A 21,613-nucleotide genomic window follows, 5' to 3' on the forward strand; every position below is an offset into this window, starting at 1 on the left:
TTGACTGATATGGTCACAAGTCCCAAGATGCGAGCCTTCATCAGCTTGCTTCGGGATTCCCATGCTTCGGCGCCGCCTTGTCACCTCCACCGTCCTGTGTGTCCTGCCGCTGGCACTGATTGCCTGCGGCGGCAAGGCGCAGCCCGATCCACGCACCGCCACGCCGCTGGTGCGGGCCGCCACGGTGGCCGACGCCAGCAGCGCGGCACGCAGTTTCTCCGGCACCGTCGCGGCCCGGGTCCAGAGCGATCTGGGCTTCCGGGTCGCCGGCAAGGTGTCCGAGCGGCTGGTCGATGCCGGCCAGCGCGTCAAGCGCGGGCAACCGCTGCTGCGGATCGACCCGATCGACCTACAACTGGCTGCAAAGGCGCAGCAGGACGCGGTGGCCGCCGCCAGGGCCCGTGCCCAGCAGACCGCCGACGATGAAGCGCGTTACCGCGATCTGCGCGGCACCGGCGCCATCTCGGCCTCTGCCTACGACCAGATCAAGGCCGCCGCCGACGCGGCCAAGGCGCAGCTGAGCGCTGCCCAGGCCCAGGCCAATGTGGCGCGCAACGCCAACCGCTACACCGATCTGCTGGCCGATGCCGACGGCGTGGTGATGGAGACGCTGGTCGAGCCCGGCCAGGTGGTCGCCGCCGGGCAGCCGGTGGTGCGTCTGGCGCATGCCGGCCCGCGCGAGGCGGTGATCCAGTTGCCGGAAACGTTGCGCCCGCAGGTCGGTTCCATCGCGCAGGCCACCTTGTTCGGCAATGCCGCCGTGAGCGTTCCCGCCACCTTGCGTCAGCTGTCCGAAAGCGCCGACCGGCTCACCCGCACCTTCGAGGCGCGTTACGTGCTCGACGGTGCGCTTGCGCAGGCGCCGTTGGGCACCACAGTGAGCATCCGCATTGCCGATGGCACGGCCACCGGCACGCAAACCGGCCTGCAGGTGCCGCTAGCCGCAGTGTTCGATGCCGGAAAGGGGCCGGGCGTGTGGGTGATTGCCGGTCAACCGGCCAAGGTGAGCTGGCGGCCGGTGACGGTGCTGGGGCTGGACGACGACCACGCCAACGTCGCCGGCACGCTGGCACGCGGCGAGCGCATCGTGGCGCTGGGCGCGCACTTGTTGCGCGAAGGCGAGCAGGTACGCATTGCCGGCGCCAAAGCTGCCGGCACCACCGCGACGACCGCGTCCAAGACCGCCACCGCGGCAGGAGCGCAGCCGTGAGCGAGGGTCGATTCAACCTCTCCGCACTCGCCGTCCGCGAACGCTCGATCACGCTGTTTTTGCTCGTGCTGATTTCGCTGGCCGGCCTGGTCGCGTTTCTCAAACTCGGCCGTGCGGAAGACCCGGCATTCACGGTCAAGGTGATGACGATCATCACCGCCTGGCCCGGCGCCACGCCGCAGGAAATGCAGGACCAGGTTGCCGAAAAACTCGAAAAGCGCATGCAGGAACTGCGCTGGTACGACCGCACCGAAACCTACACGCGCCCCGGTCTTGCATTCACCACCTTGACCTTGCTGGATAGCACACCGCCCGACCAGGTGCAGGAGCAGTTCTATCAGGCACGCAAGAAAGCCGGCGATGAAGTGGGCAATCTGCCGGCCGGGGTGATCGGGCCGATGATAAACGACGAATATGCCGACGTCACCTTTGCGCTGTTCGCGCTCAAGGCTCGTGGCGAGCCGCAACGCCTGCTTGCGCGCGATGCAGAAACGCTGCGCCAGCGCATCCTGCACGTGCCGGGCGTCAAGAAGGTCAACATCCTCGGCGAGCAGCCCGAACGCATCTTCGTCGAGTTCTCGCACGAACGTCTGGCCACCTTGGGCGTGAGCCCGCAGGACGTGTTTGCCGCGCTCAATACGCAAAATGCGTTGAATGCGGCCGGCTCGGTGGAAACGCGCGGCCCGCAGGTATTCATCCGCCTGGATGGCGCGCTGGATAACCTGCAGAAGATTCGCGATACCCCGTTGGTGGTGCAGGGCCGCACGCTGAAGTTATCGGATATCGCCACGGTCAAACGCGGTTACGAAGATCCGTCCACCTTCATGATCCGCAGCGGCGGCGAGCAAGCGTTGCTGCTCGGCATCATCATGCGCGACGGCTGGAACGGTCTGGATCTGGGCAAATCGCTGGACAGCGAAGTGGGCGCAATCAATGCCGAGTTGCCGCTGGGCATGCGCCTGAGCAAGGTCACCGACCAGGCGGTCAACATCGACGCGTCGGTCGGCGAATTCATGACCAAGTTCTTCGTCGCACTGCTGGTGGTGATGCTGGTGTGCTTCGTCAGCATGGGCTGGCGCGTGGGCATCGTGGTGGCGGCAGCAGTGCCGCTGACGCTGGCAGCGGTGTTCGTGGTGATGCTGGCCACCGGCAAGAACTTCGACCGCATCACGCTGGGCTCGTTGATCCTGGCGCTGGGGTTGTTGGTGGACGACGCTATTATCGCCATCGAAATGATGGTGGTGAAAATGGAGGAAGGCTATAGCCGCGTCGCCGCCTCGGCGTATGCATGGAGCCACACCGCCGCGCCGATGTTGTCCGGCACCCTGGTCACCGCAGTCGGCTTCATGCCGAACGGGTTTGCCGCTTCCAGCGCCGGCGAATACACCAGCAACATGTTCTGGATCGTGGGCATCGCGTTGATCGTGTCGTGGGTGGTGGCGGTGGTGTTTACGCCTTACCTGGGCGTCAAGATGCTGCCGGACCTGAAGAAGGTCGAAGGCGGCCACGCCGCGATGTACGACACACCGCGCTACAACCGCTTCCGTGCGGCGCTGTCGCGCGTGATTGCGCGCAAGTGGCTGGTGGCCGGCGCGGTGGTGGGGCTGTTCGTGGTGGCGATCCTGGGCATGGGCATCGTCAAGAAGCAGTTTTTCCCGATCTCCGATCGTCCCGAGGTGTTGGTCGAAGTGCAGCTGCCGTACGGCACCTCGATCAACCAGACCAGCGCCGCTGCGGCCAAAGTGGAAGCCTGGCTGGCCAAGCAGGACGAGGCGAAGATCGTCACCGCGTATATCGGCCAGGGCGCGCCGCGCTTCTACCTGGCGATGGGCCCGGAACTGCCGGACCCGTCCTTCGCCAAGATCGTGATCCGCACCGACGACCAGAAGCAGCGCGATGCATTGAAGCTGCGCTTGCGTCAGGCCGTTGCCGAAGGTCTGGCGCCGGAAGCGCGTGTGCGCGTGACCCAACTCACTTTCGGCCCGTACTCGCAATTTCCGGCGGCCTACCGGGTCAGCGGTGCCGACCCGCAGGTGCTGCGTGGCATCGCCGCGCAGGTCAAGCAGGTCATGCAGAACAGCCCGATGATGCGGACCGTCAACACCGATTGGGGCACGCGCACGCCCACGCTGCATTTCAGCCTGGATCAGGACCGTCTGCAGGCAGTGGGGCTGACTTCCACCGCCGTCGCACAACAGTTGCAGTTCCTGCTCAGTGGCGTGCCGATCACGCTGGTGCGCGAGGATATCCGCAGCGTGCAGGTGGTGGCCCGTTCGGCCGGCGACACGCGCTTTGATCCGGCACGCATTGCCGACTTCACCCTGGCAGGCGCCAACGGCCAGCGCGTGCCGCTGTCGCAGGTGGGCAAGGTGGATGTGCGCATGGAAGAGCCGATCATGCGCCGCCGCGATCGCGTGCCGACGATCACCGTGGGCGGCGATGTCGACGACAAACTGCAGCCGCCGGATGTCTCGGCCGCGATCACCAAACAGTTGCAGCCGATCATCGAACAACTGCCCAGCGGCTATCGCATCATCGAGGCCGGTTCCATCGAAGAATCCGGCAAGGCCACCGCTGCGATGCTGCCATTGTTCCCGATCATGCTGGCCGCCACCTTGTTGATCATCGTCCTGCAGGTGCGGTCGATCTCGGCGATGGTGATGGTGTTTCTGACCAGCCCGCTCGGCTTGATCGGCGTGGTGCCTACGTTGATCGTGTTCCAGCAACCATTCGGCATCAATGCGCTGGTGGGGTTGATTGCGTTGTCGGGCATCCTGATGCGTAACACGCTGATCCTGATCGGGCAGATCCATCAGAACGAAGTCGAAGGGCTCGGTCCGTTCCACGCGCTGGTGGAAGCCACCGTGCAACGTGCGCGTCCGGTGATCCTGACCGCACTGGCCGCGATTCTGGCCTTCATCCCGCTCACCCATTCGGTGTTCTGGGGCACGCTGGCATACACGCTGATCGGCGGCACCCTGGCCGGCACCATCCTGACCTTGGTGTTCCTGCCGGCGATGTATTCGATCTGGTTCAAGATCCGCCCCGACACCGACCGCACCCCAACGGCGGCGGCCTGACCCACCGCACGACGGCACGGCTACCGTCGTTGCGTTCACCACAGACGCACACCCGCTGAGCGCGCGGTCGAGACAGGGCGCCTGTCGGCCGCAACGCCACACCCGCTTATCTCCCCTCTTTTGAAGGAAATGCAATGCAACAGCAGACAGTGGTCCTCATCACCGGTGTGTCCTCAGGTATCGGCCGCGCCGCAGCGGCGGGTTTTGCCGCACGCGGTTGCGCGGTGTACGGCAGCGTTCGCACGCTGGCCACCGCCACGCCGCTGGCCGGTGTGCAACTGGTCGAGATGGATGTGCGCAGCGCCGACTCGGTGAACCGCGCCGTGGCCGGCATCATCGAAACGGAAGGCTATATCGACGTGCTGGTCAACAACGCCGGGGCCAACCTGGTGGGTGCAGTGGAAGAAACCACTACCGAGGAAGCTGCCGCGTTGTTCGATACCAATGTGCTCGGCATCCTGCGTACCATTCGTGCAGTGGCCCCCTTCATGCGTGCCAGGCGCAAGGGACGCATCGTCAACGTCAGCTCCGTGCTGGGATTTTTGCCGGCGCCGTACATGGGCGTATATGCCGCGTCCAAGCATGCGGTGGAAGGCCTGTCGGAAACGCTGGACCATGAGCTGCGCCAGTTTGGTGTACGCGTGAGCCTGGTGCAGCCGTCGTATACCAGGACCGGCCTGGGCAGCAATTCGCCGCTGACCCAGACCGCGATCGGCGATTACGAGCGCGAGCGCGGTCTGGTCACGCGTGCAGTGATGCAGAGCATCGATACCGCGCCTTCCGCTGACAGTGTGGCCAGCACGGTCGTGGAAGCCGCGCTGGGGGCATGGCGCATGCGTCGCACGCCAGCGGGGAAGGCATCGCTGTTGAGCAAGTTGCGGCGCTTCATGCCGGCCGGTGCGGTGGATTCGAGCCTGCGCAAGCAACTTGGGTTGCACTAGCAGGTAAGTGATTTCATCCTCGCCAGTGGGCTGGCACCATCAGCGAACCGCGTTGGGCGATACCCTGTAAGCACCGCTGCTTGCATTGCTGTATTGGTGCCCGGATCACGCCGACGAAGTGCTTGCAGCCGAAAAGCGACTCGAACCAACCCAGGTTCCTGCAGAGGCTGCGCCGGCACGCAATCTGGCGAGCAGCCATGCAGTGATCGGATCTAGTTCAGGCTGGCAGGGCAGCGCGCCGGGACAACGGCAGCGTTCGGCTGCGCTGACGGCTCAGGTTTTTGGGCGAGATCGATGCGGGTCAGCGCCGCATCGGCGATGGCGGCGCGGTCGCCTGCGCGCCGCAGGGGCATGGATCGGTCGCGTAGCAGGCGCGGAGGCCGGCGATTCACCCACAACGCTCGCGTGGCCTCACAATAGGCGGCCAGTTCCGGAACGATGTCCCCATGCGCAAGACCTACCAGCTCAACCTCGAAGGCAAGAACCGCGACCGTCTGCTGGAAGCCAGCAAGAACGATATCCGCAAGTACATCCGCCGCGAGCGCCGCAAGGACCTGCCCGAAGGTGCGGACTATTGGGACTTCGACATGCGCTTCGGGGTGGACGAGTCCAGCGCCGCGCCGCTGCCGCCAGCCGAGTTGATCCGCGCGATCAATGCGCTGACCGGCGAAGGCGGCGACCAATATTTCGTTGAGATCCTGCGCAAGCCGGGCAAGCGCGTTCCGCGTGCCGATGGCGATGCGCTGACCGGTGGCGAGCTGGATTTCGAGCAGGACTGAGGTCTTCGCTCTCCTCCCGTGGCGGCGCACCGCTGCGGGACGACCAATCCCTGTCGCGTTGTGACCGGCGCCGGATCGAATGCATTCCGCGTACCGTCTTCCGGATGCCAATCGGCACGGCTCACACGAAGGTTGCAGTGCTCCAGCGAGCGCTTTCGGGTGGCTGATGGACGATTGCCTCCTGCTGGTGATAAGTAGCGGCATCTGCCGCTCGCGTTGAGAGCGGCTAACAAAACGACTGTGCGACCGCCAAGCGGGCGCGGCTGGTGCTAGGAATCGGACGCGTACACTACGGTTCTGAGCGCGCCGTTCAGACCCAGCTGACGACTGCTCGCTACGTTTTGTTTGCCACTCTTAGCCATTCGAGTGGCTATGCAGATCAGGTCACAACTGCTCGCTGCGGCGTGTCGGCCGCTCTCAGCCCGGCGTGTCGAACTGCGCCTGTGCCACGGCCCGGAGCTTGTCTTTTTTGCTCGGCCGCTTGCCTTTGATGCCGCCGTTATCGTCCGCTGCGCGCGCGTCAGCGGATGGCGTGTTTTGTGCGGCGGCCTCGACCGGGGTCGGCTCGAAGCCTTCGATCACGCTGGTCGGTACGCGCAGGCCCTGACGTTTTTCGATCAGGCGCCATTGCGGTGCGTTGTCGGCAGTGATGAAGCTGATCGCCAGCCCGCTGGTGCCGGCGCGCGCGGTGCGGCCGATGCGGTGGGTGTAGTCCACGGTGGAGCGGGGCAAGTCGTAGTTGACCACTGCCGGCAAGGCATCGATATCGATGCCGCGCCCGGCCAGATCGGTGGCCACCAGCACTTGCACCGCGTGCTGCTTGAATGCGTGCAAGGTGCGCTCGCGGCGGCCCTGACTCAACTCGCCGTGCAGCGGCTGGGCGTTGATGCCGGTCTTGGTGAGTTTTTCGGCGACCTTGTCGGCGGTGTGGCGGCTGGCGACGAACACCAGCACATGCGACCAGCCGTGCTCGGTCAGCAGGTGCCGCAGCAGTTGCGTGCGTTGGCCGGCATCCACCGCGATGGCGCGCTGTTCGATCGCCGGGGCCTGCTCGGGCGTGGCTTCGATGGTGATGCGCAGTGGGTCGCGCAGCCGGCGTTTGGCCAGCGCGGCGATGGCCGGCGGGTATGTGGCAGAAAACAGTACGCTCTGCCGTTGCGCCGGCAGCAACGCCAGGATGCGATCGAGCTCGGCGCCGAAGCCCAGCTCCAGCAGGCGGTCGGCTTCGTCCAGCACCAGCGTAGTCACCTCGCCCAGGTGCAGTGCGTTGTGCTCGACCAGATCCAGCAACCGGCCAGGTGTGGCCACCACGATGTCGGCACCGCCGCGCAGCGCCAACAGCTGCGGGTTGATCGAACTGCCGCCGGTGGCGACCACCGTCTTCAAGCAGCGCGGCAGATGCGCGGCCAGCTGACGTAGCGTGTCGTCCACCTGTGCGGCGAGTTCGCGCGTGGGCACCAACACCAGCGCACCGAGCACGCGCGGCGCTGTGTCCGGGGCCAGGCAGCGCTGCTGCAGCAGCGGCAACGCATAGGCCAGCGTCTTGCCCGAGCCGGTCTGCGCCATCGCAATCAGGTCGCGCCCGGCCAGCATCGGCGGGATCGCCTGCTGCTGGATCGGTGTGGGCGTGCGATGACCGGCCTTGCTCAGCGCGGTGTCGAAGAACGGCTGCAGCTGCGGCGACAGCGAGAGATGAGCAAATGACATGCCGCCGATTATCCAGGATTGGCGATGGCGCGTGCGCACTGGGTACTGTGGGTCGGATGGGGGTGGATCGGCATCGCGGCCAATCGGCAAACCAACCCGTGTTGCGTGAAGACGCTGCACGCAGCGCTCTCGGAAGTGCTGTGCACAAAACAAACGCGTGCCATGCTGCTTCACTGCAACGCCGCAGACCCTCGTCATGTTGATGCGGACGTGGCGCCAACATGATGGCGTCAGTCCACCTGCATGACCACAAAAAAGCCGCCCATCTCGGGCGGCGTTGCGTACCGTGCAGCCAGTGCGTGCCCACGGCGGCTTTCGCTTCACCGGCAGCGTTGCAGGCGCAACGCCGCCGGTGGATGGGCCAGGGCGATTACTGCGCCAGTGCCAGATCGTCCAGCATGGCGCGCAGGAAGCGTGCGGCTTCACCGCCGGTGGCGGCGCGGTGATCGAAGGTCAGCGACAGCGGCATCACCTTGTGCGTTTCCACCCCGCCCATCACCGGGGTGAGCTGGTAGCGCGCGCGCCCGGCAGCGACGATGGCCACGCACGGCGGCACCACCACCGGGGTGGCGTAGCGGCCGGCGAACATGCCGAAGTTGGACAGCGAGATGGTGTAGCCGCTCAATTCGGAGGCGGCGATGCTGCGGGTTTCCACCTGCTGGCGCAGCCGATTCACGCCCTCGCGGATGCCGTACGCATCCAGCATGTCGGCATTGCGCAGCGCCGGCACGAACAGGCCTTCTTCGGTATCCACCGCAATGCCGATATCGACCTGATTGTGCAGGGTGCGGCTAAGCGCATCGCCGTCGAACCAGGCGTTGAGCGCGGGCACGGCCTGGCAGGCACGCACGATGGCGCGCACCAGCCGCACGGTGACATCGTTGCCGGGCTGCCAGGCGTGCAGGTCGGCGTCGTCGTTGAGGGTGGTCGGCACCACCTTGCTGTGCGCATCGGCCATCACGCGCGCCATGTTGCGTCGCACGCCCTTGAGCTGTTCGGGCTGGCCTTTGACGACCACGCCCGGCGGCTGGGTGCGCATGGGTTTGCCGCTGGTGGAGAGTGCGGAGCGGTGCTGGCCCTCATCCGCCCTGCGGGCACCTTCTCCCGCAGACGGCAGAAGGGTCGCCGTTGCCGGTCGATCGCTGCCGTCGGCAGCGATCCCATTGGCTCTGCCACCTTCAGCGATCGGACCACCAGCGAACGAACCCCCTCTCCCGCTGGCGGGAGAGGTCGGCGCGCCCTGCGTGCCGGGTGAGGGCTGCGCGGTCCCGGCCGCGGCAGCCTGCTTCACGTCGGCCAGCGTTACCGTGCCGTCCGGGCCGGTGGCACGCACCTGCGTCAGATCCACGCGCAGCTTGCGCGCGAGCGCGCGCACCACCGGCATGGCGCGGACGCCGCCGACCGCAATAGCCTGTTCGCTTTGCACGGTGTTGGAGCTCTGCATCGCACCGACCACGGTGCCGGCGTCATCGCGCTCGCCTGCCGCATCGGAAGCTGCATGTGCGTCGGCATCGGCGATTTCGCCACCGTTGTCGGAGGCGACCACGCGTTCGGTGGGGCCCGCCGCGCTCTGTCCGGTGCTCTGCGTGGCCGCCTGCGCGCTGCCGCCGTGACCATGCCCATGACCGGTATCCTGGCCATCGGCGCGTTGTGGCTGCGAGGCATCCAGTGCGAACTGCGCCAGCATGGAGCCGGTCACGATCACATCGCCGGCCGCACCGGCCAGCTTGACCACGGTGCCGGAAAACGGCGACGGCACCTCGACCACCGCCTTGGCGGTTTCCATCGACACCAGCGGGTCGTCCAGGCGCACCGTGTCGCCCTCCTTGACGAACCACTCGACGATGGTGGCATCGGGCAGGCCTTCGCCCAGATCGGGTAGATGAAAATTCTTCGCTTCGCTCATGGCAGATTCTCTTGCACCGCAGACAGCTGCGGCGTGGTGTCGTCGAGGAGTTCCAGGTCGGCCGCCGGCAGCCAGCCCTGCGCGCCATCGGCACGCTCGGACCACCACCAACCACCGTGTTCGTAGTGCAGCAACACGTCCTCGCCCTGACGGGCATCGAGTTCGCGCGCGTCGTAATCGCGCAGGGCTTCGGCCAGGCCGTCACCGAGCGGACGCAGCCAGGCCAGCGGCGCCCAGCCGGCGCGGCCGTCGTCGGTGGTGACCCAGGCAAACGCTGGCCATTCTTCATCGCGTACGCCCACGCTCACCTGCCGGCCCGCCTCAAAGCGGACCGGGTTGGCGTAGGCGGCGCGATGTGCGCAAAGCAGACGGGCGCGCATGTCAGCCCGCAGCCACCGCACGGCGCGCTGCCGTGACGATCCGCTCCACGCTCGGCAGATACTTCATTTCCAGCCGGAACAGCGGGATATGCGTGTCGTAACCGGTGACGCGTTCAACCGGCGCAAGCAGGTCGTACATCGATTTTTCGGCGAGCTGTGCGGCGATCTCGGCACCGAAGCCGGCGGTGCGCGGTGCCTCCTGCACGATCACGCAGCGGCCGGTCTTGGCCACCGATTCGGCAATGGTGTCGAAGTCCAGCGGGCGCAGCGTGGCCACGTCGATGACTTCGGCGCTGATGCCTTCGCCAGCGAGTTTGTCGGCCGCTTCCAGCGCTTCTTTGACCTGCGCGCCCCAGGTGACCAGGGTGACGTCGGTGCCGTCGCGCAGCACGAAGCACACATCCAGCGGCAAGGCTTCGCCATCGTTGGCGACCACTTCCTTGTACTGCCGATAGATGCGCTTGGGCTCCATGTAGATCACCGGATCCGGGTCGCGGATCGCGGCCAGCAACAGGCCGTACGCGCGCTGCGGCGAGGACGGCAGCACCACGCGCAAACCAGGCACGTTGGTGAAGATGGCTTCGTTGGCTTCGCTGTGATGTTCCGGCGCACGGATGCCGCCGCCCCACGGCACGCGCAGCACCATCGGGCAATGCAGGCGGCCACGGGTGCGGTTGCGCAGGCGTGCGGCGTGGCAGATCAGGTGATCGACCATGGGATACACGAAGCCGTCGAACTGCGCTTCGGCCACTGGCTTCATGCCTTGTGCGGCCAGGCCGACGCTGAGGCCGGCGATGGTGGTTTCATCCAGCGGGGTATCGAGCACGCGCTCGCTGCCGAAGCGCTGCTGCAGGCCGGCGGTGGCGCGGAACACGCCGCCGTTGACGCCCACGTCCTCGCCCAGCACCAGCACTGCGGGGTCGTGCTCCAGCTCCCAGGCCAGCGCCTGGGTGATGGCTTCGATCAAGGTGATGGGCGAACTCATGGCACTGTCTCCGCGCGTGGCTGCGGCGTTGTAGGGGGCACTGGCGTGGTGCGAGGTTTCCGCGTGCACCTGCTTGAGCTCATCCATGACGTGCCTCCAGGGCCATCACTTCGGCACGCTGCGCCAGCAACTGCGCCGGCGGGTCGCCATAGAGGTAATCGAACATGGCCTCCACCGGCTGCACCGGGGTATTGAGGTAGGCGTTGACCTCTTCGTCGATACGCGCGCCGCATTCGGTCTTCCAGGCGTCTTCCTGCGCCTGGTCCCACAGACCTTGCGCGGTGAGATAGGTCCGCAGACGCAGCAGCGGTTCGCGCGTCCATGCCTGTTTGACCTCGTCTTCGCCGCGATAGCGGCGCGCATCGTCGGCGGTGGTGTGGTCGGTAAGGCGATAGGTCATGAACTCGATCACCGTGCCGCCGTCGCCGGCCAGCGCACGCACGCGTGCCTGACGCATCGCCTCGAGCACCGCGATCAGGTCGTTGCCGTCCACCTGCAGGCAATGCAGGCCGCCGGCCAAGCCCTTTTGCGCCAGCGTCTGCGCACCGGTTTGCGCCGAACGCGGCACCGAGATCGCCCAGCCGTTGTTGATCACGCACAGGATCAGCGGCAGCTTGTAGGCGCCGGCCGAATTGAGTGCGGCATAGAAGTCGGTCTTGGAGCTGCCGCCATCGCCGCAGCAGGCCACCGCCACCTGCGGCTTGTTCTGCAGTTTGAACGACAGCGCCGCGCCGGCCGCATGCAGGCATTGGGTGGAAATCGGCACGCAGATCGGGAAGTCGATGGCCGCATCGGCATCGCGCGGATAATCGCTGCCGCGCTCGTCGCCGCCCCAGTACAGCAGCACATCGCGCGGACGTACGCCGCGCTCGAACATGGTGCCGTACTCGCGGTAGCTGGGCGCGAACACATCGCCGCTGCGCATCGATGCACCGATGCCCACATGCGTGGCTTCGTGGCCCAGGCTGGCAGCGTAGGTGCCGAGCTTGCCGGTGCGCTGCAGGGCCACCGACTTGCTGTCGAAGGTACGCACGAACAGCATGCGCTTGAACAGGGCGAGCAGGGTTTGCGGGTTGGCGGCGTCGGCCGGCAGGTCGTCGCGGACGAAGTTGCCGTCCGCGTCCATGTATTGCAGATAGTCGATCTGGAACTGCGCGGCTACGCTCATTGCGGCGACACCTTCATCAAGAAGTTTCAAATGATATGAGTTGCCATGTTAAGGACGGCGAAGCAAAACGCTGTCCTGCACCGCAACACATAATGATGCTGGCATGCACAAAAAAAAGGGCGCGGACCAGGCCGCGCCCTTTGTCGCAGTAAGAAACTGCGACGTGGTGCACTGCGATCAGCGGCGGCCGGCGCCTCCGCCGATCGGGGTGACGATCAGCGCCGAATCGTTGGCCGGGTTGGCATCCGGCGATGCCGACGTGGCACTTGCCTGCACGCGGATGGCACCGTCGACCGGGATCGGCTTGGCCGCCACGGTCAGCTGGAAGGCCAGCTGCGCGCCCGGCAGCACGACGCCCGCACTGCTGCACACGAAGCGGGCACTGCGCAGCGACTGCACCTGCTTGTCGCAGCGCCAGCCCTGCGGCGGCACCAGCTGCGACAACGCAGACACCGTATTGCCTTCGATCACCAGGCTAGGACGCTGCGCCGGCGCGGCACCGACGTTGTCCAGCAGCACGCGGTAGCTGGCGTTGAACGCGGTGGTCGGCAGACTGGCCGGGCCATCGAACCGCACCGCCAGGTCGCTACGCGGCTGCGGCCGTGCCTGCACCACGACTGCCGCGGTGTCGGTGTTGTTGTCCGGCTGCGGGTCGGGCGATTGCGAGGCCACCGAGGCGGCCAGGGTGAGGGTGCGTCCGGCCAGTTGCGAGCTAGCTTCGACCTGCGCGGCGAAGCTTTGTGCGTTGCCGGATGCCAGCGAGGCGATGGTGCAGGTGACCACAGTCTGGGTGCCGGTTTCCGGCGGTAGGCAGCTCCAACCCGGTGCCGCAGTTAGCCGTGGGCTGACCGCTGCATCGAAGGCAAATGCCACTGCTGCAAACGCTGCACTGTCGGGTCCACGGTTTTCCACATCCACACGGAAGTCGATGCGCTCGCCTTCGGTGACCTGCGCCTGTGCGGCACTGACTGCCACGCCCAGGTCCGCGTTGACTTGCGGAGTCATGCGCAACAGCACCACGGTGGGATCGTGATCCGAAAGACGGGTGGGCGTGTTGGCATCGTTGCGCGCGGTGCCGGGGAAATCGGCATTGATGCGGGCATGGCCCACCGACAGCGAGGCGATGTTGGGTGCGCGCATCAGCGCCGCGTTGGCCAGGATGTGATCCAGCGACTGCACGTTGCCATCGAAGGCGTACGAGTAGCTCTGGTCGGGCGTGTTGAACCAGGTCAGATCGGTGTAGTCCGGGTCGACCAGATCCACGCCATCGCCGCCGACCACGGTCTGCACATCCGGCGCCGGTTTGCCGGTGACGGTGCCCATCGCATCCACATAGCCGTCGTTGAACTCGAAGGCGTTGAAGTCGCCCATTACCAGCACGTTTTCCGCCGGATTGAGTTGCTGACGCGTCTGCAGCAGGCGCGCCAGATACTCGGCCTGGGCCTGGCGCTTGGCGCGGATGCGGGTACCGGCCGCATCGTCGGTCTCGGCGCCGTTGAGCGAGCGCTGATGCACCACGATGGCGGTCAGCGGCAGTACGCGGCCGTCGGCCTGATGCACGTTGGCCGTGAGCACCAGCGGTGGGCGATCGTTGAGCAGGCTGACAGCGCCGGCCGGCTCCGTCCAGGTGGTGGTCTTGCCTTCCTGCGCGATGGAAAGCACTTCCACGCGTGGCACACCGGCGGCAACGTCGGCGGTCTTGACCAGGAAGCCGACGTCGATACCGCCCACGTCGTTGCCTTCCTGCAGGTAGGCCACGTATTGCGGATTCGGTTGGCCGGAGCCTGCCGTATCGGCATTGATGCGTGCCGCCAATGCCTGCAACACGCTGAGGTTTTCCACTTCCACCGTACCCAGGATGTCGGGCAGATGCAGATAACGGCGGATCGCCAGCGAAGCCTTGTTGAGGCGCGCCTGGAACGCGGCCGGGGTGAGCACCGGTTCGCCGATGGCCGGGTCATTCTGGTCGTCGAAGAAACGTTCCATGTTGTAGGTGACCACGGACACATCGTCGGCCTGCGGCATCGGTGCCGGACGCGGTTTATCCGCATCGTTGCAACTCACCTGCGGGGTGCGCTCGGGGTACAGCGTGTAGCGGCGGAAGCTGTAATCCAGCGGGCCGACCACATTGAGCACCTGGCAACCAGCGGCCAGATCCAGCCGCTCGGCGCCGACGCCGGCACTGCCGACGGCGATCACTTCCGGGTTGGTGTTCCAGCGCGGCACGCCGACAGGCGCGGCGGCCGGCAGCGGGTCGGGCAACTGCACGCCGGGTTCGCGGAAGGCGCGCGGCACGCCGGTGACCACCGCATGGAACACGCCATTGCTGGTGGCCGTGGCGTTGGTCTCGTTGACGCTGCCGCCGGTGGGCGCATTGACGGTGAGGCTGGGCGCGTTCACGCGCATGCCTTCCAGCGCTTCGAGCTGATCGAAGGCGCCGGTGGGGCTGGGGAAGTCCGGGCGCAACAGCACCGGCGACGGCAGCGGGTTGCCGGTGGAATCGGCCAGCACGGTGACGCTGCCGCCGATTTCGGTCAGTGGCGGCTGGGTCGGGTCGGCGGTGGGCACGTATTCGATCACCGTGCCCTGCACGCGCACACGGTTGCCGATGGCGGCCGCTTCCGGCGGGGCGCTGCCGGTGTAGACGTAGACGCCTTCGGAGGTGGCCGGGTCGCCGTCGCCCTCGGTATCCGGTGCCTGCAGGAAGAAGCCGGCGCTGCGGCGTGCGGTCACGATACCGGAGGTGGCCACCACCTGGCCGTCCAGCGGCGAGCGTGCGCCCTTGCCCTGGATGCTGTGGATTGGCAACAGATTGAAGTCGTCGTTGACGATGGTGCCGGTGGCACTGAGCGTGGCCGGCAGCGCGCCGGTGAGGCCGCTGATCTGCAGGCTGAAACGCTCGTCCGGCTCGGAGAGGGTGTCGCCGAGCACATCCACCGAAATGGTGGCCGTGCGGTCGCCTGCGGCAATGCGCACGGTGGTCGCGGGCAGGGCGATGTAGTCGCTGCCGGCGGTGGCCGTGCCATCGCGCGTGGCGGCGGTGAAGCTCACCCCGCCGGCACCGGCTGGCTGGCTCAGGCTCAGCGTGAACACGACGCTGCGGCTGCCGCTATTGCCTTCGGCCTGGCTGACATCGTCCAACGTGGCGATCGGCTGGCCGCCGCCGCTGCATAGGCGCGCAGCGCTGGCGCTATTGCGCGGCATGGGTGCGCCGGTGGCGAAATCGGCCGCGTTGTTGTCGGTATCGCTGCAGCCATCGCCACCGCGCAGCACCGCCAGCGTGTTGCTGGGGGCCGGCGTGGGCGCATTGCCTTCGGCGCAGCTGGCATTGCTGCCATAGCCGACCAGATCGGCGTTGCCGGTGGGGCAGGCGCCGTTCAGTGCGGACGCGGTGGTGCTCAGCGCCACCTTGCCGGCGGTACCGCTCAGGGCCAGGGTGCCGGTGGCATCGGGCGTGGGCAGCGCAACGCTGCCGCCGCTGCCATCGGCCTGCTTGACCAGGTAATAGCCGCCGGCCGGCACGCTGCCTGCCAACGGGGTGGCCTGCCAGCTGCTGCCGGCGGCCGAGGCGTACTGCACCGACCAGCCGTCGAGGCTGACCGCGGTACTGCCGATGTTGTGCAGCTCGATGAAATCGCTGCGGAGGGTGGCGCCGCTATTGCCGCCACCGCCATAGACCTGGCTGATGACGACCTGGGCATTGGCGTGGCCGGCAACGGCCAGCGCACAGAGAAATACGGCTGCACGACACTGCAACACATGCATGAGATGAGAGTCCCCTGATCCTTGAGACGTGAAACGCTCCCCTGGTCCGGCCACGTCCCTGGCCGGCAGCGCCGTTCGATTCTGCATGAATTTGCAGACCTTGGTTGACGATACTGTGACAGCGGTGCACTGGCTGAGACTGCACTGGCGGCTGGCCGGGTGGTTCAGAAGCGAAATAAGTCCCGGCGTCGAGCACGCCTGGACGTGTGGCGCTCGATGAGTCGCCGGGTCTGCGCGGCATGACTCAACCGCAAACCGCCAAACCCAATCCCCGCCGCTGAGCTACCCTGACCGGCCCGATCCATCTGCACTGCCATGCCCGTCGACAAGAACCTGCGTGACCTGGAACCCGGCATCCACACCGACCTGGAGGGGCGGCTGACCTACGGCGGCTATCTGCGGCTGGATCAGCTGTTGTCCGCGCAGCAGCCGCTGTCCGAGCCGGCGCACCACGACGAGATGCTGTTCATCATTCAGCACCAGACCTCCGAGCTCTGGCTGAAGCTGCTGGCGCACGAGTTGCGTGCGGCGATCGTGCACCTGCAGCGCAACGAGGTCTGGCAGTGCCGCAAGGTGCTGGCGCGCAGCAAGCAGGTGTTGCGCCAGCTCACCGAGCAATGGTCGGTGCTGGAGACGCTGACCCCCAGCGAGTACATGGGTTTTCGCGATGTGCTCGGCCCCTCGTCGGGGTTCCAGTCGCTGCAATACCGCTATATCGAGTTTCTGCTGGGCAACAAAAACCCGCAGATGCTGCAGGTGTTCGCTTATGACCGACAGGGCCAGGAGCGCCTGCGCGAGGTGCTCGAAGCGCCCAGCCTGTACGAAGAATTCCTGCGTTACCTGGCTCGCTTCGGCCATGCGATCCCGCAGCAGTATCAAGCCCGCGACTGGACCGCCGCGCATGTTGCCGACGACGCCCTGCGCCCGGTGTTCGAGCGCATCTACGAAAACACCGACCGCTACTGGCGCGAATACGCGCTGTGCGAGGACCTGGTGGATGTGGAAACCCAATTCCAGCTCTGGCGCTTTCGCCACATGCGCACCGTGATGCGGGTGATCGGCTTCAAGCGCGGCACCGGCGGCTCCAGCGGCGTGGGATTTTTACAGCAGGCACTGGCGCTGACGTTCTTCCCGGAACTGTTCGACGTCCGCACCTCGGTGGGTGTGCAAAGCCGGGCGCCGCAGGGGGGTGCGGACGCTGCCAAGGGCTGATCAAGGCGAAACGCCGAGCAGGTCGCCAAGGCCGAGTCCCGCACGTCCCGCCCACCGCCATCAGGTCGCCGACTCCGGCGAATTTGACGCGTACATGACGTCTAAGTGATCCTCGCGCGTCGCCCAGGGTTCCGCCCTGGGGCACCCAGCCATTACTGAATACGCAAGGGACACCACATGAGCGTTGACGCAACTGCGCCGACATCCGCTTCCACCCCGCCGCAGCCGCCTGCGCCTCCCGAGTTCCCCACACTGCTTGGCCACCCCCGGCCGCTGTGGATGCTGTTCATGACCGAGTTCTGGGAACGCTTTGCGTTCTACGGCATTCGCTGGGCGCTGACGCTCTATATCGTGGCCGAGTTCTACAACGGGTCTGGCGTCGGCGAGGCGCCGGCCAACCGGCTCTACGGCGCCTATCTGGCGCTGGTCTACGCCTCGGCACTGTTTGGGGGCTTCGTCGCGGATCGATTGATCGGCTACCAACGCTCACTGTTGATCGGTGCAGTCGTCATGTCGGTCGGTCTGTTCCTGATCGCGGTGCCGAACGACCAAGTGTTCAAGATCGGCCTGGCGACCATCATCGCCGGCAACGGCCTGTTCAAGCCGAATGTCTCGACCATGGTCGGTAAGCTGTATCCGCTCAATGACCCACGTCGGGATTCGGGATTCACGATTTTCTACATGGGCATCAATGCGGGCGGCTTCGTTGCGCCGATCCTGACCGGCCTGCTTGCCGACAAGCTGTTCGGCACTGAAGCGATGCCGGCTTACAAGTACGTGTTCATCGCCTCCGGCGTGGGCATGTTGATCAGTCTGGTCTGGTTCTGGATGGGGCGTCGCCAACTCGGACCGGTCGGTTTGCCGCCGGTTGGCGGAGAAGGCATGGGCCGAACGCTGGCGGTCCTGGTGGGCACGATTGTTGCCATTCCGGTCGCCTACGGGCTGCTGCTGATCGATGCCAGCATCCTTGGTTGGATCCTGACCATTCTGTTCCTTGCCCTGTGCGGACTGATCCTGTTCGAAGGCATCCGTGAAGGCAAGGTACAACGCGATCGCGCTGTCGCCATGCTGATCGTCTTCGTGTTCAACGTGATGTTCTTCATGTTCTTCGAGCAGGCGGGCAGTTCGTTCAATTTCCTTGCCCAGAACATCGTCGAGCGCGACCTGGGCGGCTGGATGTTCCCGGTGGGTTGGTTCCAATCGGTCAATACGTTGGCAATTCTGGTGCTTGGCCCGGTGTTCGTGTGGCTGTGGGTCGCGCTGAAATCGGCCAACCCGTCAATCCCGCGCAAGTTCGGCTTGGGTCTGATCTTCAACGGTCTGGCCTTTGCACTGCTGATGTACGCCTTGTCGGCCCTGGTCGACGATGCCGGCAAGATTCCCTTCTGGACGTTGTTCATGGTCTATGTCATCCAGACCGTCGGCGAGCTGTGCTTGTCTCCGATCGGCTTGTCGATGACAACCAAGCTGGCGCCGGCCAAAGTGGTCGGTTTGGCCATGGGAGGCTGGTTCCTGTCGACCGCGATTGGTAACAATCTCTCCGGAATCTTCGCTTCCGCGGTAAGCGGCGAGACCGGCATGACCGTCGCGTCTGCATTGAAGGGCTACACTTTTGGCTTCTGGTCGTTGATCGCTGCGGGGGTGTTGCTGCTGCTGATTGCCCCATTGGTCAACAAGCTGATGCATGGTGTGAAGTGAGGAGAAAAGCGATGCCGATCAAACCCATTGTCTGTGGCCTGCTGCTGGCCGGTCTGTTGAGTGCCTGCGGGCAGCACGCCGAGCAACAGGAGGCGCCACGGCCGCTGGATACGTCGATGCAGAAGCCACCCAGTGCCGACCCCAGCCAGCCGGTGTCCTCGGGCAATACGCCCACCGCAGCCGACATCGCGGCGGCGGCCGCGCTCAATGCGCAGTACGACCCGTCGCGCGATCCGGCTGCCGATCTGGAAACGGCCAAGGTCGAGGCCAAGCGCGGCGGCAAGCGCATCGTACTCAACGTGGGCAACGCCGCCTGCGAGCCGTGCAAGACGCTGGACGAGCTGATGGGCGGCGATGCAGAGCTGCGCAGCTTCCGCGATGCGCATTTTGTGGTGGTCAAGGTCAATCGCGATGCGGCCAACGAAAACGCCGCGTTCCTGTCGCAGTTTGCTCAACTCAACGACTACCCGTCGCTGTTGGTGTTGGACAACGACGGCAAGCTGCTGACCACGCAGACCAGCCCGGAGCTGCGCAAGGGCGAGGGCTTCGATCGCAAGAAGCTGTTCGACTTCCTCAAGCAGTGGGCGCCGCCGGAAGCCTGATCTCCTGCGAATGCGTCATACAAAAACCCCGCACTGCTGCGGGGTTTTTTGTGGATATCTGTCCAGGCGCGGTGTCCGAAGACCACGCAGATGTGCATGGACCTTTGCATGCGATGCCCGCTGACGCGAGCGGGTTGGGCATCGCCGCCTGCAATAACGCAGTGCCCGCAGCGATCGCGCAACACACTCGGCGACGTCGGCGTCAGCCGCGTGCCTTGCAGCGCGGCGTACCCGCGCCCAACCCGATCAACGCAGCGCTGCACGAACGCCAGCTGCCGTCCTGCAAAGCGAAGCTCAGTCCTTGCCGGCCATGCGCGGTAGCCCATCCTTGGCCAGCCGGTCGATCAGCCGTTCCAGCGTTTGCTGTTCTTCATCACTGAACACCGACATCAGCCGTTGTTCCATTTCGTTGACCAGCGGTGCGACGGTTTCGTACACCTGGCGCCCGGCCGGCGACAGCGCCAGCATCGAGCGGCGGCGGTCGTCGCCGTGGGTCTCGCGGCGGATGAAGCCCCGTTCCAGCAGCCGCGCCACCGCGCGACTCACGGCAACTTTGTCCATCGCGGTGCGGTCGGAGACCTCGCTGGCCGACGAGCCCGGATACAGCGCCAGGATGGTGATCACCCGCCACTCGGGAATGGCCATGCCGTAGCGGTCGCCGTAGACCTTGGCGATGTTGGCGCTGATGCGGTTGGACAGCACGCTGAGGCGATACGGCAGGAACTGCTCAAGGTTGAGCAGCACGGGATGTTGCGGCGGGTTGGAGATGTCGTGATCGCTCATGTTGCACTGTGTCTTGATTTTGGTTTCATTTGCAACTACAAACGAGGGGTGGCCTGCGCATTCTCGCGGGTCTTCTGCCACCCCGCATAGCCCCGCGGGCCGCCTAGCGTGGAGAAACGACGATGAGCGCACAACCGAACACCACTGTAGCCCGCCCCGATCCGGGGATGCAGGTCACCACCTTCGACAATCCGATGGGAATCGACGGGTTCGAATTCGTCGAATTCGCCGCACCCGCCGGCCAGGCCGCACAACTGCACGAGTATTTCCGCAAGATGGGCTTCAGCGCGGTGCTGCGCCACCGTAGCCGCGCCATTACCGTCTATCGCCAGGGCGGGGTCAATTTCCTGCTCAACGAAGACCCCGACGCGTTTGCCGCCGATTTTGCGGCCGCCCACGGCCCCTGCGCCTGCGGCTTTGCCATCCGCTTCCGCACCCCGGCCGACACCGTGCTGCAGACGGTGCTGGGCAACGGCGGCGAAGCGGTGCAGAACAAGCCCCAGACGCGCGCGGTGCCGGCACCGGTGGTCAAGGGCATCGGCGATTGCATGCTGTATCTGGTGGACCGCTATGGCGATGCCGGCAGCATCTACGACGCCGACTTCGAGCCCATCGAAGGCGCCGACCAACACCCGGCCGGCTTCGGCCTGACCTTCATCGACCACCTCACCCACAACCTGTATTTCGGCAACATGCAGCGTTGGTCGGATTACTACGAACGCTTGTTCAACTTCCGCGAAATCCGCTACTTCGACATCAAGGGCGCCAAGACCGGCCTGGTGTCCAAAGCGATGACCGCGCCCGATGGCATCGTGCGCATTCCGCTCAACGAATCGTCCGACCCCAAGAGCCAGATCAACGAATATCTGGACGCCTATCAGGGCGAAGGCATCCAGCACATCGCCTGCTTCACCGACGACATCTACGCCAGCGTGGAAAAGATGCGCGCCGCCGGCGTGAGCTTTCTGGATACGCCGGACACCTATTTCGACGTGGTGGACCTGCGCATCCCCGATCACGGCGAAGACGTCGCGCGTCTGCGCCGCAACAAGATCCTGATCGATGCGGACGTGGACACCAAGCAGCGCAAATTGCTGCAGATCTTCACCACCAACAGCATCGGCCCGATCTTCTTCGAGATCATCCAGCGCAAGGGCAATGAAGGCTTTGGCGAAGGCAATTTCCAGGCGCTGTTCGAGAGCATCGAGCGCGACCAGATCAAGCGCGGGGTGCTTTGAGGGCGGGGATTGGTGATTCGCCGTTCGGGATTTGTGGTCGGTGCCATTAGCTGCGTCGGCGCGGGTTTGAAGTGGTGCTGATTGTTGCGGTGTCGCGCCTGTCTGCCCGTCAGGTCGAATGTAGTTCCGGTGCTTATGAGACGAAGCGTTAGGCAAGTG

General features: G+C 65.6%; 15 protein-coding genes and 1 other RNA gene. 9 read left to right on the forward strand and 7 right to left on the reverse strand.

Going from position 1 to position 21,613, the window contains the following annotated elements; all coding sequences use genetic code 11:
- The first annotated feature begins 61 nt into the window (after positions 1-61).
- From ACCQ06_RS02640 to ACCQ06_RS02660, 5 genes are all read left to right on the forward strand, one after another.
- Complete coding sequence (locus ACCQ06_RS02640) at positions 62-1,210, forward strand: efflux RND transporter periplasmic adaptor subunit (protein ID WP_316690056.1); 1,149 nt, start codon at positions 62-64, stop codon at positions 1,208-1,210.
- Positions 1,207-4,290 carry an efflux RND transporter permease subunit gene (locus tag ACCQ06_RS02645; RefSeq protein WP_316690057.1) on the forward strand — a complete coding sequence of 1,028 codons (3,084 nt, stop codon included), beginning with the start codon at positions 1,207-1,209 and terminating at the stop codon, positions 4,288-4,290. The genes ACCQ06_RS02640 and ACCQ06_RS02645 overlap by 4 nt, the downstream gene beginning before the upstream one ends.
- 134 nt (positions 4,291-4,424) lie before the next feature.
- On the forward strand, positions 4,425-5,231 hold the full coding sequence (locus ACCQ06_RS02650; RefSeq protein WP_228322909.1) for an oxidoreductase: 807 nt from the start codon (positions 4,425-4,427) through the stop codon (positions 5,229-5,231).
- Positions 5,232-5,677: 446 nt separating this feature from the next.
- On the forward strand, positions 5,678-6,010 hold the full coding sequence (locus ACCQ06_RS02655; RefSeq protein ID WP_104614326.1) for a DUF6172 family protein: 333 nt from the start codon (positions 5,678-5,680) through the stop codon (positions 6,008-6,010).
- A gap of 271 nt (positions 6,011-6,281) precedes the next feature.
- Positions 6,282-6,360, forward strand: a non-coding RNA gene (locus ACCQ06_RS02660) — sX9 sRNA.
- A gap of 67 nt (positions 6,361-6,427) precedes the next feature.
- On the opposite strand, the gene ACCQ06_RS02665 is transcribed toward ACCQ06_RS02660, so the two are convergent.
- From ACCQ06_RS02665 to ACCQ06_RS02690, 6 genes are all read right to left on the reverse strand, one after another.
- On the reverse strand, positions 6,428-7,717 hold the full coding sequence (locus ACCQ06_RS02665) for a DEAD/DEAH box helicase (RefSeq protein ID WP_316690058.1): 1,290 nt from the start codon (positions 7,715-7,717) through the stop codon (positions 6,428-6,430).
- A 370-nt stretch (positions 7,718-8,087) separates the two neighbouring features.
- Entirely contained in the window at positions 8,088-9,623 is a 1,536-nt protein-coding gene (locus ACCQ06_RS02670; protein ID WP_316690059.1) for a dihydrolipoamide acetyltransferase family protein, read from the reverse strand.
- Positions 9,620-10,003, reverse strand: coding sequence for an SH3 domain-containing protein (locus ACCQ06_RS02675; RefSeq protein WP_104614329.1), 384 nt, complete (start codon positions 10,001-10,003; stop codon positions 9,620-9,622). The genes ACCQ06_RS02670 and ACCQ06_RS02675 overlap by 4 nt, the downstream gene beginning before the upstream one ends.
- Position 10,004: 1 nt before the next feature.
- Complete coding sequence (locus ACCQ06_RS02680) at positions 10,005-11,075, reverse strand: alpha-ketoacid dehydrogenase subunit beta (RefSeq protein ID WP_055853297.1); 1,071 nt, start codon at positions 11,073-11,075, stop codon at positions 10,005-10,007.
- The gene (pdhA, locus tag ACCQ06_RS02685) at positions 11,068-12,156 is read right to left on the reverse strand and encodes a pyruvate dehydrogenase (acetyl-transferring) E1 component subunit alpha (protein WP_228322913.1); all 1,089 of its coding nucleotides are present in this window, start codon (positions 12,154-12,156) and stop codon (positions 11,068-11,070) included. The genes ACCQ06_RS02680 and pdhA overlap by 8 nt, the downstream gene beginning before the upstream one ends.
- 177 nt (positions 12,157-12,333) lie before the next feature.
- Entirely contained in the window at positions 12,334-15,921 is a 3,588-nt protein-coding gene (locus ACCQ06_RS02690) for a lamin tail domain-containing protein (protein WP_316690060.1), read from the reverse strand.
- 315 nt (positions 15,922-16,236) lie between these two features.
- Here ACCQ06_RS02690 and ACCQ06_RS02695 point away from each other — a divergent pair, with 315 nt between their 5' ends.
- The 3 genes from ACCQ06_RS02695 (at position 16,237) to ACCQ06_RS02705 (ending at position 19,433) form a co-directional block, all read left to right on the forward strand.
- Positions 16,237-17,133 (forward strand): tryptophan 2,3-dioxygenase, encoded by an 897-nt coding sequence (locus ACCQ06_RS02695; RefSeq protein ID WP_228322915.1) that lies wholly within the window; start codon positions 16,237-16,239, stop codon positions 17,131-17,133.
- A gap of 177 nt (positions 17,134-17,310) precedes the next feature.
- Entirely contained in the window at positions 17,311-18,831 is a 1,521-nt protein-coding gene (locus ACCQ06_RS02700; RefSeq protein WP_228322916.1) for a peptide MFS transporter, read from the forward strand.
- Positions 18,832-18,842: 11 nt separating this feature from the next.
- Complete coding sequence (locus tag ACCQ06_RS02705) at positions 18,843-19,433, forward strand: thioredoxin family protein (protein ID WP_104614334.1); 591 nt, start codon at positions 18,843-18,845, stop codon at positions 19,431-19,433.
- 294 nt (positions 19,434-19,727) lie between these two features.
- Here ACCQ06_RS02705 and ACCQ06_RS02710 read toward each other — a convergent pair whose 3' ends face one another.
- Positions 19,728-20,216, reverse strand: coding sequence for a MarR family winged helix-turn-helix transcriptional regulator (locus ACCQ06_RS02710; RefSeq protein ID WP_104614335.1), 489 nt, complete (start codon positions 20,214-20,216; stop codon positions 19,728-19,730).
- Positions 20,217-20,338: 122 nt separating this feature from the next.
- Here ACCQ06_RS02710 and hppD point away from each other — a divergent pair, with 122 nt between their 5' ends.
- Positions 20,339-21,454, forward strand: coding sequence for a 4-hydroxyphenylpyruvate dioxygenase (hppD, locus tag ACCQ06_RS02715; protein ID WP_211287633.1), 1,116 nt, complete (start codon positions 20,339-20,341; stop codon positions 21,452-21,454).
- The last annotated feature ends 159 nt before the right edge of the window (positions 21,455-21,613 follow it).

Origin of the sequence: Xanthomonas sp. NCPPB 4467, from assembly GCF_041475665.2 — a bacterium.
GTDB classification, from domain to species: domain Bacteria; phylum Pseudomonadota; class Gammaproteobacteria; order Xanthomonadales; family Xanthomonadaceae; genus Xanthomonas; species Xanthomonas dyei.